Source organism: Mycobacterium sp. 852014-50255_SCH5639931, assembly GCF_001665605.1.
In the GTDB taxonomy this organism is placed as follows: Bacteria; Actinomycetota; Actinomycetes; order Mycobacteriales; family Mycobacteriaceae; genus Mycobacterium; species Mycobacterium paraffinicum.
The window spans coordinates 444,203-458,896 of record NZ_LZSV01000002.1 but is presented as its reverse complement, the minus strand read 5'-3'; the positions used below and the strand labels follow the sequence as shown (position 1 = coordinate 458,896).

General features: G+C 68.0%; 11 protein-coding genes. 5 read left to right on the top strand and 6 right to left on the bottom strand.

Going from position 1 to position 14,694, the window contains the following annotated elements; translation table 11 throughout:
• Window positions 1–33: 33 nt before the first annotated feature.
• Window positions 34–3,354, bottom strand: coding sequence for a LuxR family transcriptional regulator (locus A5758_RS02675; protein ID WP_067736178.1), 3,321 nt, complete (start codon window positions 3,352–3,354; stop codon window positions 34–36).
• Window positions 3,355–3,525: 171 nt separating this feature from the next.
• On the opposite strand from A5758_RS02675, the gene A5758_RS02670 reads away from it, so the two are divergent.
• The 4 genes from A5758_RS02670 (at window position 3,526) to pth (ending at window position 7,055) form a co-directional block, all read left to right on the top strand.
• Complete coding sequence (locus A5758_RS02670) at window positions 3,526–4,761, top strand: cytochrome P450 (RefSeq protein ID WP_067736174.1); 1,236 nt, start codon at window positions 3,526–3,528, stop codon at window positions 4,759–4,761.
• 25 nt (window positions 4,762–4,786) lie between these two features.
• Window positions 4,787–5,668, top strand: coding sequence for an oxidoreductase (locus A5758_RS02665; RefSeq protein ID WP_067735975.1), 882 nt, complete (start codon window positions 4,787–4,789; stop codon window positions 5,666–5,668).
• A 139-nt stretch (window positions 5,669–5,807) separates the two neighbouring features.
• The gene (locus tag A5758_RS02660) at window positions 5,808–6,467 is read left to right on the top strand and encodes a 50S ribosomal protein L25/general stress protein Ctc (RefSeq protein WP_067735971.1); all 660 of its coding nucleotides are present in this window, start codon (window positions 5,808–5,810) and stop codon (window positions 6,465–6,467) included.
• A gap of 12 nt (window positions 6,468–6,479) precedes the next feature.
• On the top strand, window positions 6,480–7,055 hold the full coding sequence (gene pth / locus A5758_RS02655) for an aminoacyl-tRNA hydrolase (protein ID WP_067735969.1): 576 nt from the start codon (window positions 6,480–6,482) through the stop codon (window positions 7,053–7,055).
• A 30-nt stretch (window positions 7,056–7,085) separates the two neighbouring features.
• Here pth and A5758_RS02650 read toward each other — a convergent pair whose 3' ends face one another.
• The 5 genes from A5758_RS02650 to A5758_RS02630 form a co-directional block, all read right to left on the bottom strand.
• Window positions 7,086–8,720, bottom strand: coding sequence for a fatty acyl-AMP ligase (locus A5758_RS02650; protein WP_067735967.1), 1,635 nt, complete (start codon window positions 8,718–8,720; stop codon window positions 7,086–7,088).
• Between the two features lie 325 nt (window positions 8,721–9,045).
• Window positions 9,046–10,002 carry a 4-(cytidine 5'-diphospho)-2-C-methyl-D-erythritol kinase gene (locus A5758_RS02645; protein ID WP_067735964.1) on the bottom strand — a complete coding sequence of 319 codons (957 nt, stop codon included), beginning with the start codon at window positions 10,000–10,002 and terminating at the stop codon, window positions 9,046–9,048.
• A gap of 50 nt (window positions 10,003–10,052) precedes the next feature.
• Window positions 10,053–11,006, bottom strand: coding sequence for a 16S rRNA (adenine(1518)-N(6)/adenine(1519)-N(6))-dimethyltransferase RsmA (gene rsmA, locus A5758_RS02640; RefSeq protein WP_067200423.1), 954 nt, complete (start codon window positions 11,004–11,006; stop codon window positions 10,053–10,055).
• The gene (locus A5758_RS02635) at window positions 10,970–12,097 is read right to left on the bottom strand and encodes a resuscitation-promoting factor (protein WP_197503691.1); all 1,128 of its coding nucleotides are present in this window, start codon (window positions 12,095–12,097) and stop codon (window positions 10,970–10,972) included. The genes rsmA and A5758_RS02635 overlap by 37 nt, the downstream gene beginning before the upstream one ends.
• 166 nt (window positions 12,098–12,263) lie before the next feature.
• A complete protein-coding gene (locus tag A5758_RS02630; RefSeq protein WP_067735958.1) occupies window positions 12,264–13,115 on the bottom strand; it encodes a TatD family hydrolase in 852 nt (283 codons plus the stop codon).
• Window positions 13,116–13,134: 19 nt separating this feature from the next.
• Between A5758_RS02630 and metG the strand changes: the two genes are divergently transcribed.
• Window positions 13,135–14,676 carry a methionine--tRNA ligase gene (gene metG / locus A5758_RS02625; RefSeq protein ID WP_067735955.1) on the top strand — a complete coding sequence of 514 codons (1,542 nt, stop codon included), beginning with the start codon at window positions 13,135–13,137 and terminating at the stop codon, window positions 14,674–14,676.
• Window positions 14,677–14,694 lie beyond the last annotated feature (18 nt).

Genomic DNA, 14,694 nt, shown 5'->3' with positions numbered 1-14,694 from the left:
CTGGCCACGTCTGCGCCACTTCGGTCACATCGATCACTGCGCGAATGACTCCGTGTTTTGCCCGCCTCCGAGCGACAACTGGACGAGCTGGACCCGCGAGGCGATGCCGAGCTTGGCGTAGACGTGGGTCAGGTGCGTCTGCACCGTGCGCGGTGAGATGAACAGCCGTGTGCCGATCTCCTTGTTGCCCAAGCCTTCCCGGACCAGACGCACAACATCGCTTTCCATAGGCGTCAGCGAAGCCCAACCACTCGCAGGCCGTTTACGCTCGCCCCGTCCGCGGCGCGCGAAGGCGATGGCCTCCTCGGCGGACAGCGCCGCACCTTCAGCCCACATCAGGCCAAAATCGTTCTCGCCCAAACCGTTGCGGGCCGTCGCCACCGTACTGCCGTAGCCGGGTTCATACATCGGGTACCGGGCATGCCCCATCCGCTGCCGGATGCCGTCCGATGCGCCTAACAGGCGCGCCGCATATGCGTGATTGCCACCTTCGGCCGCCAGGCGGGCCAGGCACTCCAGTGTGTCTGCCACGCGCATATATCCCCGGGAACGAGTGGCGGCCACAAGGGCTTCGTGAACATCACGCTCGGCCTGGTCCGGCTCACCTTGCTCGATCGCGACAAAAGCGCGAACGGTGCACGCGACCACTTGGTGCCAGCCTGGTGCCACGCCGACGCAGTCGTCGGCCCAGCTGCGTGCACTGATCAAATCACCGCACGCCAGTGCGGCCTCTGCCAATGGATTGATGCTTCTGATGAACACTTCGCGCGCGGGCACGGTGTGTTGCCATGCCCCTTTTGCGGCGTCCCAGGCTCGGGCGGCGTCGCCGGCCGCCAGCGCGGCCTGCGCGGAGACCGCACTCACCGTGTCCGCCCACTGACCACCCAGCGCCTCGCCGATGACTCGGGCGGATTCGATCGCCGTTTGAGCGGAAACCGCCTGTCCTTGGTGAGTGAGGACCACGGTTCGAGCCACGTCGCCGAAGACTTTCATCGGCTTGTCCCCGGCCGCTTCGGCCTCTTCGACCAGGTCAGCTGCGACCCGAGCCGCGTAGCCCAGGTTTCCCTGCATCATCAGCGAGATGCAGAGCCACGCTCGGGAGTGACGCGAGAAAAACCCGAAGCCTAGCGCGTCGGCGATGTCACGCCCTTCCTCGGCCGCGGCGCGCGCGCCGGTCGGTTCACCTGCCAAGGAGCCCGTGGTTGCTCGGTAACTGAGAATTTGGCACAGGATCCAGCGATCACCGGCCGCGCGGGCCAGTTCCGTGGCCTCGGCAAGGTAGCAGTCGGCCAGCTCCGGGTTATAGAAGGCGACGGTCGCGCACCCCATCAGGACCCGAGCGAGCAGCGCCGGGTCTTCGAGTTCGCGCGCGGCAGCCAGGGCGTCCCTTGCCCGATCCTCATTGGCGGGGACGACCGCCCACCCAGTGAGCGTGCTCTGATCGGCCACCGCGCCGATCCACACCGCCGATTCGACCTCCGAGCAGCGGTCGTCGCTCAACACCAACTCGAACGCAGCCAGCCCTTCACGGAAACGACCGCAAGCTATCCAGACCCGCTGCAGCGTCGACACCAGTCGCAGCGCCGTCTCGAGTTCGGAATTCTCGCGGCTCCACATGAATGCCGCCCGCAGGTTGTCGATCTCGGTTTGCGCCCAGACCAACAGCAACTCGTCGTCGGCATCGCGGCACGACTCCAACTTGGCCGCGGTCGCGGTGTAGTAATCGCGGTGACGGGTGCGCACCTCGTCGGCCTCGCCGGACTCGCCGAGCTTTTCCTGCGCATATTGGCGCACCGTCTCCAACAACCGATACCGCATCCCGTCGCCGGTGTCGTCGGCGACCACCAGTGATTTGTCGACCAGCAGGCTGAGTTGGTCCACCAGTTGGTAACGCTCCACTTCGCTGTCGGCGCCGACCGCCTGGGCGGCGTCCAGGTCGAACCCTCCGGCGAACGCCGCGAGCCGGCGAAACAAGACCCGCTCCGGTTCGGTGAGCAGCGCATGCGACCAGTCCACGGAGGCCCAGAGTGTCTGTTGGCGACGCACCGCGGTACGCGCACCCCCCGTCAGCAGCCGGAATCGATCGTGCAGACTGTCCGCGATCTGCGCCGGCGACAACGCACGAACCCGCGCGGCGGCCAGCTCGATCGCCAACGGCATACCGTCCAGCCGCCGGCAGATCTCTTCGACCACCGCGGTGTTGTCCGCGGTTATGGCGAATTCGGGGCGGGCCCGCCGAGCACGGTCGGCGAATAGTTCCACGGCCTCGTCGGCAACATTCAACGACGGAACACGCCAGCTCAACTCGCCGGGCACGCCGAGAGGCTCACGGCTCGTGGCCAAGACCGTCAGCTGCGGGCAGGCCGCGAGCAATTCGATGACCAGCGTCCCGCACGCGTCCAGCAAGTGCTCACAATTGTCGAGCAGCAGCAGCATCTTTTTTTCGCTGAAGAACCGCTGCAGCAACTCCATCGTGGAGCGACCCGGCTGATCGGGCAGGCCTAGGCTACGGGCCACGGTCACCGGTGCTACCGCCGAATTGGTGATCGGTGCCAGGTCGATGTACCACACCCCGTCATAAAACTCGCGCGTCAGCAGTGAGGTGAGTTCCATCCCAAGACGGGTCTTGCCCGCTCCTCCGGCACCGGTCAAGGTCACCAGCCGGTTCTCGACCACCAACTGACGCAACTCCGTCACCTGTGCCTGGCGCCCAACAAAAGTCGTCAGCTGGGCCGGCAGGTTGTGCGACACCGCGATCTGGCGGACCCGAAGCGGCGGGAAGTCGTTGCGCAAATCCGCGTGGCACAGTTGCACGACGCGTTCGGGGCGTGGCAGATCACGCAGCGGATAACTGCCCAAGTCGGCCAGCCACACACCGTCGGGTAGCCGATCGACAATCAACGATTCGGTCGCGCTCGACAACACCGTCTGCCCGCCGTGGGCAAGGTCGCGCAGTCGCGCCGTGCGGTTGATGGTGGGGCCCGCGTAGTTGGTGTCGTCGCGCAACTGTATTTCGCCGGTATGTATCCCGATGCGCACCTGGATCGGCGCCAATGGGGCCCGCTGCAGCTCCAGCGCGCATGCCACCGCGTCGGACGCCCGGGCGAACGCGGCCACAAAGCTGTCACCCTCGCCCTGTTCGAGCGGCCGCACCCCGTCATGAAGGGCGACCGATTCGTTCACAGCCGTGTTCAGCCGAGCGAGCGCATCGGTCATCTGCGCGGGCTGGGTTTCCCATAGCCGCGTCGAGCCCTCGACATCGGCCAACAGCAACGTCACCGTTCCGGTCGGCAGCAAATCGCTCACGCCAAAATCGCTCCAGGTTAGCGGAGGTTTCTTCACACTTTGGCTCATGCTAGCCAGGATCGCGTCCTCGGCGAGGCAAAACATCGGCCATAGCGCGCAGTGCAGCATCGACCAGCACCGGGATCTACGACCCCCCGGGCGCACATTTACGCGCTGCGGCGGATGGTCTTCGTCTCCCGCTCCCCGATAGTCGACTCAACGCCGACCGAGGAGACCGCCATGACCACCGTCCAAACCAGCGAGTGCCCGAGCGTGTTCGACGCCGGGGTGCCCTTCTTTTGCTATGACCACCTCACCGATCCCGACGAGGCGCACCGCGCCATCGCCGCCGCCCGTGAGCAGTCCCCGATCGCCATGGGGCCGCGTGGGCCGGAGGTACTGGGCTACGAAGTGGTCCACCAGGTGCTGCGGGATCCTCGCTTCATCACCGCCCACGGCCTCGGACTCGACCTGCAAGGCGTCACCTCCGGCCCGTTATGGGACAGGGCGACCGCCAACATCCTCGGACTCGACGGTGCCCAGCACCACCGGCTGCGCCGGCTGGTATCCAAGGCGTTCGCGCCGCGTGGTGCCGAGCGGCTGCGTTCGCTGATCGTCGAGGTGATCAACGGCTTGGTCGATCCGCTGACCGAGGTCGGGCACTGCGACGTCGTCTCCGACATCTCCCGCCGCTACCCCACCCCGATCATCTGCGCCCTGCTCGGTGCGCCGCCCGAGGACTGGCAGCTGTTCTCCGACTGGACCGACGACATCAAGAAACTGTTCGACTGGAACGTCGCCGAGGACGGTCCGGCGATCCTGGCCGCCTGGGACCAGCTCGACGCCTACCTCGAAGACCTGATCGCCCGCCGGCGCGCATCACTGACCGACGACCTCGTCTCAGACCTCATCCGCGCCGAGGACGACGGCGACCGGCTCACCCACGACGATCTACTCATGCTGTGCGGCACGCTGCTGGGGGCCGGCACCGACACCACGCGCAACCAGCTCGCGGCGGCGGTGCAGGCGCTCTGCGCACACCCCGACCAATGGGCGTTGCTCGCCCGGCGTCCCGAGCTGGCGGCCAACGCGGTTCACGAACTGATGCGTTACTGGCCGATCATTCTCGGCACCATCCGGCGGGCCGCCGAAGACGTCGACCTGGCCGGTATTCGCATCCCCGCAGGCACGCTCGTGCTGGCCAACACCGCCGCGGCCAACCGCGACCCGAGTGTCTACGACCGCCCGGAGCACCTCGACATCACCCGCGAGGGCGCCGCGCCCATGCTCACCTTCGGCGGCGGCGTGCACTACTGCCTCGGCGCCCACCTGGCGCGCTTGGAACTGACAGAGGCGCTTCGCGTCATCACCCAGCGCATGCCCAATCCCCGCGCAGCCGGCCCCGCGCGGTGGAGGGCCATCACCGGCATCACCGGGCCGACCACGGTGCCGCTGGAGTTCGACACCGGGCACTGAGGGAGTCCTATTAGGCTCGTCAGCCATGACCAACTGGACCGCCGCAGACCTGCCGTCGTTCGCCGGGCGCACCGTGATCGTCACCGGAGCCAACAGCGGGCTCGGCGCGGTGACCGCCCGCGAGCTGGCGCGGCGTGGCGCCACGCTCGTCATGGCGGTCCGCGACGTTCGCAAGGGCGAGAAGGCCGCGCTGCAGATCCGGGGTTCGCACACCGGCCCGGTCGAGGTGCGCGCACTCGACTTGCAGAATCTGTCGTCGGTGCGGGAGTTCGCCGACGGCGTCGACAAGGTCGACGTGCTGATCAACAACGCGGGCATCATGGCCGCCCCGTACGCCCGGACCGTCGATGGGTTCGAGAGCCAGATCGGCACCAACCACCTCGGCCACTTCGCCCTGACCAACCTACTGCTGCCCAAGCTCACCGACCGGGTGGTCACGGTGTCGTCGATGGCGCACTGGCCGGGGCGGATCAGCCTCGACGACCTGAACTGGGAGCGGCGGCGATACTCGCCCTGGCTGGCCTACAGCCAGTCCAAGCTCGCGAACCTGCTGTTCACCAGCGAGCTGCAGCGACGCCTGGACGCGGCCGGTTCGACGCTGCGCGCACTGGCCGCCCACCCGGGCTACTCGCACACCAACCTGCAAGGCGCCTCGGGCCGCAAGCTGGGCGACGCGCTGATGTCGGCCGTCACCCGGGTGGTGGCCACCGACGCCGACTTCGGCGCCCGGCAAACGCTGTACGCGGCCTCGCAGGACCTGCCGGGCGATACGTTCGTCGGCCCGCGGTTCGGTCAGACCGGTCGCACCCAACCGGTCGGGCGCAGCCGTCGGGCGCAGGACCCGGCGATGGCGGCGGCGCTGTGGAAGCTGTCTGAGCAGCTCACCGGCACCAAATTTCCGCTCTGAGGTGCGGATGCGCTAACCTGACCGGGCGTCACGGCGAGGGTGGCTGGCCAGCCAGCACCGTTATCGACGGAGACCGACGAACTGTCGCGACCCCGGCCGTGCCCCCACACTCAGGCATTGAGCACACAGGAGCGACACGATGGCCAAATCCGCAGGCAACCAACTCACCGCCACGGTGCGAACCGAGACCGGCAAGGGTGCGTCCCGCCGGGCCCGCCGCGAAGGCAAGATTCCCGCCGTGCTCTACGGCCACGGCGCCGACCCGCAGCACCTCGAGCTGCCCGGCCACGACTTCGCGGCCGTGCTGCGCCACGCGGGCACCAACGCGGTGCTGACCCTCGACATCGAAGGCAAGGAACAGCTGGCGCTGACCAAGGCGCTCGACATCCACCCGATCCGCCGCACCATCCAGCACGCCGACCTTCTCGCAGTGCGCCGCGGCGAGAAGGTCGTCGTCGAGGTCAACGTCGTCGTCGAGGGCGACGCCGTTCCCGGCACCCTGGTCACCCAGGACACCAACACCATCGAGATCGAGGCCGACGCCATGTCGATTCCCGAGCACGTGACGGTGTCGGTCGAGGACGCCGAGCCGGGCACGCAGTTCACCGCCGGGCAGATCGCCCTGCCGCGGGGCGTCAACCTGATCTCCGACCCCGAGATGCTGGTGGTGAACGTGGTCACCGCGCCGACCGCCGAGGACCTCGAGGAAGAGGGTGCGGGCGAGGTCGCCGAAGCCGAAGCGGCCCCCGCGGAAGAGGAAGCGGGCGAGACCGAGGCCGCCGCGGACGAGTCCGAGTAGGCGGACCGCAACGTGGCCGAGCCGTTGCTGGTGGTCGGCCTCGGCAATCCAGGAGACAACTACGCCCGCACCCGGCACAACCTCGGGTTCATGGTCGCCGACCTGCTCGCCGAACGGCTCGGCTCAAAGTTCAAGGTGCACAAGCGTTCCGGCGCCGAGGTGGTCAGCGGCCGGCTGGCGGGGCACTCGGTGTTGGTGGCCAAGCCGCGCTGCTACATGAACGAGTCCGGCCGCCAGATCGGGCCGTTGGCGAAGTTCTACTCGGTGACGCCGGCTGACATCGTCGTCGTGCACGACGACCTCGACCTCGACTTCGGCCGCATCCGGCTCAAGATCGGCGGCGGCGAGGGCGGCCACAACGGGCTGCGCTCGGTGGCGTCCGCGCTGGGCACCAAGGAGTTTCAGCGGGTCCGCATCGGGATCGGCCGACCGCCGGGACGCAAAGACCCGGCGGCGTTCGTGTTGGAGAACTTCACCGCCGCCGAGCGCGGCGAGGTCCCCACCATTTGCGAGCACGCCGCGGACGCCACCGAGTTGCTCATCGAGCTGGGGCTGGAGCCGGCGCAGAACCAGGTCCACGCCTGGTAAACGTCCCGCCGTGTGGGCGGTCGGCGCGGCCTAGGTGACCAGGGTGGCGGAGTGGGACCGGCGCAGCTTGCCCGACGGTGTCTTCGGGATGGTGCCCGGCCCGAGCACCACGACGTTGCGCGGCCGCATGTCGACCTCGGCCACCACCTCGCGGGCGACCTGGTGCTCGATGCGGCGCACCTCGGCGGGGTCCTGCCAGGCGTTGGACTCGACCGCGACGGCGAACGTCTCGCGTGAGTGGCCGGCGTCCAGGCGCACCGCGACGGCGCAACCGGGCCGCACCCCCTCGACGCGGCTGGCGGCCCGCTCGATGTCGGTGGGGTAGATATTGCGGCCCGCCATGATGATGACGTCCTTGACGCGGCCGCACACCACGACGTGACCGTCCTCGGTCATGTAGCCGAGGTCGCCGGTGTCATACCAGCCGTTTTCGTCCTGCGCCGGGATGAAACCGCCCATGGTCAGGTAGCCGGGCGTCAGCGACTCCCCGCGCAGCTCGATGACACCGACGCCGCGCGGCGGCATCACGTCACCGTTCTCGTCGATGATGCGCGCCTCGAGGTCCTGCAGGAGCGGGCCCAGTGTGGCCAGCCTGCGGGTGTTGCCCTTGGTGGCGGGCACGGCGCGGCGCAGGGCGGCAAGCAAGTCGGCGTCGACCTCGTCGACGACCAGACCAGCGTCGCACTCCGAGAACGACACGGCCAGCGTGGTCTCGGCCATCCCGTAGGCCGGCAGGATCGCCGACGGCCGCAGCCCGTACGGCTTGCCGGCGTCGAGCAGGTCCTCCACGTCGGCGGGTTCGACGGGCTCGGCACCCGAGAGCGCGAAACGCAGGGTGGACAGGTCGAAATCGCCGGGCTTGGCGTTGCGGCGCAGCCGCTTGGCCAGCAGCGCGTAGGCGAAGTTGGGCGCCGCGGTCATGGTGCCCTTGTACTTGTCGATCAGCTTGGCCCACAGCAGCGTGTCGCGCAGGAAGTCCATCGGCGTGACCTTGACCAGCTCCGCGCCGAAGTACATCGGGATGGTGAGGAAGCCGACCATGCCCATGTCGTGGAAGCAAGGCAGCCAGCTGACCATGACGTCCTTGTCGACGTCGTACTGGGCGCCGATGAACATGGCCTCGGCGTTGGAGTGGATGTTGCGGTGGGTGATCTGCACGGCCTTGGGCGATCCGGTCGATCCGGACGTCAGCTGCATCAGCGCCAGGTCGTCCTCGCCGACCTCGATCGGGTCGATCGGCTCCGAGGCCAGCAGGTCGGCGACGGTGAGGACCTTGACGCCCTTCTCCTCGAGCACCGGGATGGCCATCAGGAAGGGCTCGGAGACGATGACGGCCTTGGCCTCGATCATGCCGATGACGGTCATGGTGTCCTCGGCCCACACGACCAGGTCGGTGCGCGGCGTGGGCTGGTGCAGCATGGTCAGGCTGGCCCCGCGCATCCACAGGCCCTGGGCCGTCGGGGCGATCTCCACCGGGAAGCCGGCGAGCACGCCGACCGCGTCGCCCAGGCCGATGTCGGCGGCGGCCAGGCCGCCCGCGATGCGACGGGCGCGTTCGTGGACCTCGCCCCAGGTGTGCCGGACCGGTTCGTGCGGTTCACCGGTGACCATGCCCGTCGTCGCGTTCCGGGCATTGCGATACATCTTCGCGGTAAACCTGCTCACGCAAACCTCCTCGATTCCGGCGCTTGGCGCAACGCCCGGGATTTCATATTCCGCCCACTGGGTAACGCTTCGGAACAGGCGCGCAAACACAGTCGGGCAGCGGTTAGGTCTCGAATCGGCGATGAGTCGGCTACCTGCCGTTCGGCCGGCGCATAAGCGCGAAGCGGGCCCGAAAACCGCCGGTGGGCCCGAAGCATCAGTCGCCCGCCGGAGACCCCGGCGGACGACGATAATGAGTGATCTTGCTCAGCGCGACTCGTCACCGCGCATATCTTAAACTCCTCTTAGGGAACAGCCCAAACGAATGCAAATTTTGGGTTGTTTTTCACACTTCGGTGGGCGTCGGCACCACACGCGCCCCCACGACCGGCCCACTGGCGACCCGTACCGTGCGGCAGACGCCCGCCCCGGACAGCTGGGCGCCCACGTCGACCGCCGAGGCGGCCGAGGCGCACAGGAAGGCGCATGTCGGGCCCGAGCCGGACACGATGCTCGCCAGCGCACCGGCCTCGACCCCGGCGTGCAGGGTCCGGCGCAGCTTCGGATTCAGGCTCACCGCGGCCGCCTGCATCTCGTTGCCCAGCAGTGACGCCAGCTGTTCCGGGTCGCCCGCGGCCAAGGCCGCCAGCACCGGGCCCGGGCCGGCAAGCCGCGGCGGGTCCCCCGCCTCCCGCAGCCGGTCCAGCTCGACGAACACCGCCGGGGTCAGCAACTCGCCGTCGGCGAAGGCCAACACCCAGTGGAAGGTGTTGCGCGACAACACGGTGGCCAACTCCTCGCCGCGGCCGGTGCCCAGCGCGGTGCCGCCGTGCAGGGCGAAGGGCACGTCGCTACCCAGCCGTGCGGCAAGCATGCGCAGGTCGCGCCGGGGCACGTTGAGCTCCCACAGCGAGTTCATCGCGACCAGCACCGCGGCCGCATCGGCACTGCCGCCGGCCATCCCGCCGGCCACCGGAATGGATTTGTCGATCATGATCGACACGTCGGGCGCCCGGCCGACGTGTTCGGCCATCAGTTCGGCGGCCTGCCAGGCGAGGTTGCGTTCGTCGGTGGGCAGTGTGTCGGCGCCCTCGCCGACGAGCTCGAGCGACAGCACGTCGGCGTTGCGGACCGTCACCTCGTCGAGCAGGGAGATGGCCTGGAAAACGGTGGTGAGCTCGTGATAGCCATCTTCGCGGCGGTCGCCGACCGCCAGATAGAGGTTGACCTTTCCGGGCACCCGAACGGTGACCGACCCGGTGGGCACCCACTGGGCGGCGGTATTGCCGTCAGATGCGGACACCGCAGCAGACTATCGCTGCCGCCGGTCAACTACACGCAGCGGCGCCGCAATCAGCTCGGGGAATGCTGCTGTTCGGCCGCGGGCGGCCCGGCGGTGGCGGTGGTGTCGGCCGGGTCGGCCGATCGCCTCAACAGCCGCACAAAGTCCTCAATGGACAGGGTCTCACCGCGACGGGCCGGGTCGATGCTGGCGGCCAACAGCCTGTTCGCCGACTCGTTGCCCGAGCCGGCCCACTCCGCGAACGCGTTGCGAGTCGTCTTGCGCCGCTGCGCGAACGCGATGTCCACCAGCTGGAATACCTGACGCCGGAAGGCTTCGTCGGTGGGCCACCGCGGGGTGGCGTGGCGGTCGATGCGAACCAGCCCGGAATAGACGCGCGGAATCGGCCAGAAGACCGTCGGCGACACCATGCCGCAGCGCCGAACCGCGCCGAAGAAGCGGACCTTGACGCTTGGCACGCCGTATTCCTTGCCACCCGGATCGGCGGCCAGCCGTTCGGCTACCTCCGCCTGCACCATGACGGTCACGGTCTGAATGGACGGGAATTCGGCGAGCAGATGCAAGATCGCCGGCACCGCGACGTTGTAAGGCAGGTTGGCGACGACGGCGTTGGGCTGGGCGGCCAACTCGTCATTCCGAAGTGTCAGGACGTCGCGGTTGAGCACGGTGAGCCGGTTGATTTCGCTGCGCGAGTGCTCGGCGACGGTTTGCGGCAGCCGATCGGCCAGCACCGGGTCGATCTCGACGGCGGTGACGGTGGCGCCGCGGTCGAGCAGGGCCAGCGTGAGTGAGCCCAGTCCGGGGCCCACCTCGAGGACGTGGTCGGAACGGCCGATCCCGGAAGTCGAGACGATCCGGCGGACCGTGTTGGCGTCGTGGACGAAGTTTTGCCCGAGGGATTTCCGTGGGCGAAGGTCAAGTTCTTTGGCAAGCCGCCTGATCTCGGTGCGACCGAGCAGCCGGATGGTCAGTTGGCACCAGCTCTTCCGCTGCACACCGGCCACGCGCCCCAACCCTGGCGCTCTCGGGTCACCTCGGCGATGGTGATCTGTTCTTCGCGGGTGGCCAGGTCGGCGCGCGAAGCGAACCGCAGCCCGCCGTTGCGCTCCCAGGTGCCCTGGTCGAACTGGACACCGCCGTAGTAGCCGTTGCCGGTGTTGATCGCCCAGTTCCCGCCGGCCTCGCAGCCCGCGATCGCGTCCCAGATGGATCCGTTGGTGACCGGTGGCACATCGGTGCCGGGCCGGGTGCCCACCCGCACCACGGCCTCACGGGCCGGGGTGATCACGGTGTTGGCGATCGGCAACCGGCCGGTCTCGACCCCGTTGACCGTGGCCACCGCGAACGTGACGTCCTGGGTGCCCGGGGCGCCCGGGTCTTCGACCACCTGGCGACTCATGTTCATGTCCGGGTCCTCGACCCGACGGGCATTCGGCGGCAACGGCATCCGCTCGGTAACCCGCTGGATCCGGTTACGGGTCACCTGGATTTCCATGCCGTCGACGATGGGCGACGCCGCGTTGGGCACCGCCTGATCCCCCTCGAGGAGCGGCGCGCCGGCGGCGCTGAGCAGCCCCCCGACGTTCGGTGCCGGCAGGTGGACCGTGCGGGTCGCGCCGCCGTCGTTGATGCGGACCGTCTTCGCGCTGACGACGGGCAGCGCCATCCCGGCCAGCGGGACCCGGCTGCCGCGGGAGGCCGCCGCGGGTGCGGTGTCGGTCATGGCGAGTTGGGCCAGCGCCTCGTCGACGGTCGACGCCGTCGTCCACACCTGCCTGGTGTCGTGGCCGTCCAGCGAGATCTGCAGCGGCCGGCTGCGCCGCAGCACGATGTTGGCGGCGTCGTGCACCTTGACGTCTCCGGCGGGGTACAGGTCGTCGCGCTCGTCGACGGCGAAGCCGTTCTCTTGGACGATGTCGATCACCCGCGACTTCATGGTCGTCACCCGCATCGCGATCCCGTCGACGGTCAGCGTCACGGTCTTAGCCGCGGAGACCGCGTACCCACCGGCGAATGCCAGAACTATTAGCAGTCCTCCGACAACGAGCCGCAACATCGGAGATGGGGTCTGATGAAGTTTTGTTAATACAGTCAACGCGCGTCTATCCCGACCACAGCAAGCTCTCCAACGACCTAATCAGCACCAAGCGACAAATAAGGGCCCGTAGGCCCTACCCTTTCGATCACAAGACGGTAACGAACCGGCCAATGTTGAGCAACTCCGGCGCGAGTTTGCTTACGGAATCGCCAAGTTCGGCGTGTTAACCGTGGTCCAGTCCGTAGACCCGCCTCGCGTTGTTCGTGGTGGCCTGTGCCAGCTCTTCGGCTGGACGACCGACCAGTTCTGCGACCGCTCGCACAGTATAAGGAAGGCAGTACGGCTCGTTCGGCGCCCCGCGGTAGGGGTGCGGCGTCAGGAACGGCGCATCGGTTTCCACCAGCAGCTGTTCCAGCGGTATCAACGGAACGGCTTCCCGCAGGTCGCGGGCGTTGCGGAAGCTCGCCGTCCCGGACAGGCTGAGCCACCATCCGGCGTCCACGCAGCGGCGGGCCATCGCGGCATCCGACGAGAAGCAGTGGAAGATCACGGCGTCGGGGGCGCCCTCGGCCGCCAGCACGTCCAGCACCTCGGCGTCGGCGTCCCGGTTGTGGATCATCAGGGGTTTCCCGCACCGCTTGGCCAGGTCGATATGCCATGCGAAGGCTTCCCGCTGCGTCTCCGGGGCCGCGCAACCGTCCAGGCGCCCGGGCCAATACAGGTCCAGGCCGGTCTCGCCGACGGCCACCACCCTGGGATGCGCCACCAGCCGCTCGATCTCGGCGCGCGCGTCGTCGTCCAGCGCGTCGGTGCGGGTCGGATGCAGGGCCACCGCGGCATACACCCGCGGATCCCATTCGGCGGCCCGGGTCACCCACCGCGCCGAGTCCAGGTCGTCGGCGATGCTGACCACCGCCCTCACCCCGACCGCCGCGGCGCGGTCCACGATGGCGCGCACGTCCTCCGCGTCGCGCGCACCGCAGGCGTCGAGGTGGGTGTGGGCGTCGACCAGGGGTGCCAGCGGTTCCGGCGCGGGCGGGGCTTCTCGTTCTCGTCGGTTGGAGCTCACGCGCACACAATAAGGTGGACTCTCGATGAGGCCCTTCTACGTCACGACCGCGATCACGTATCCCAACGGCGATCCGCACGTCGGGCATGCCTACGAGTACATCGCCACCGACGCCATCGCCCGGTTCAAGCGACTCGACGGCTTCGACGTGCGTTTCCTGACCGGCACCGACGAGCACGGCCTGAAAATGGTCGAGACGGCGGCCGCGGAAGGCGTACCGACCGCCGAGCTCGCGCGGCGCAACTCCGACGCGTTCCAACGGCTGCAGGAGAAGCTGAAAATCTCCTTCGACCGGTTCATCCGGACCACCGACGCCGACCATCACGAAGCGTCCAAGGCGATCTGGCGGCGGATGGAGGCGGCGGGCGACATCTACTTGGACAGCTACTCCGGCTGGTACTCGGTGCGCGACGAGCGTTTCTTCGTCGAATCCGAGACCGCCCTGGTCAATGGGACCCGGGTCGCCGTCGAGACCGGCACGCCGGTGACCTGGACCGAGGAGCAGACCTATTTCTTCCGGTTGTCGGCGTATGCCGACAGATTGTTGGCCCACTATGACGCGAACCCGGATTTCATCGCCCCCGAGGTACGGCGCAACGAAGTGGTCAGCTTCGTCTCCGGCGGCCTGCGCGACCTGTCGATCTCGCGCACCTCATTCGACTGGGGCGTGAAGGTGCCCGATCATCCCGACCACGTCATGTACGTCTGGGTCGACGCGCTGACCAATTACCTGACCGGGGTGGGCTACCCCGACACCCAGTCGGATTTGTTCCGGCGCTACTGGCCCGCCGATCTGCACATGATCGGCAAGGACATCATCCGTTTCCACACCGTCTACTGGCCGGCGTTTCTGATGTCCGCCGGGATCGAGTTACCGCGAAGGGTTTTCGCGCACGGGTTCCTGCTTAACCGTGGCGAGAAGATGAGCAAATCGGTGGGCAATATCGTTGACCCCGTTGCCCTGATCGATACCTTTGGCGTGGACCAGCTCCGCTACTTCCTGTTGCGGGAGGTCCCGTTCGGCCAGGACGGCAGCTACAGCGAAGACGCCATCATCACCCGGATCAACACCGATCTGGCCAACGAGCTGGGCAATCTGGCCCAACGGTCGCTGTCCATGGTGGCCAAGAATCTGGACGGAGTGGTGCCGGTCCCCGGCGAATTCACCGCCGACGACACCGACCTGCTCGACATCGCCGACGGCCTGCTCGATCGTGTTCGCGCCGAATTCGACAGTCAGGCAATGCATCTGGCGCTGGAGGCGATCTGGCTGATGCTGGGCGCGGCTAACAGATACTTCTCGGCTCAGCAGCCGTGGGTGCTGCGCAAGAGCGAATCGGAAGCGGACCAGAAGCGATTCGCGACAGTGCTTTACACCACGTGCGAAGCGGTTCGCATCGCGGCGCTGTTGATTCAGCCGGTGATGCCCGGCTCGGGGGGCAAGCTACTCGATCTGCTCGGCCAACCGCCCGAGCGGCGCAGCTTCGACGCCATCGGCACCCGGCTGGCCCCCGGCACGGCACTGCCGGCGCCGACCGGCGTCTTCCCGCGCTACCAAGTCGACTAGCCGCCCCGGCTCCGGCCG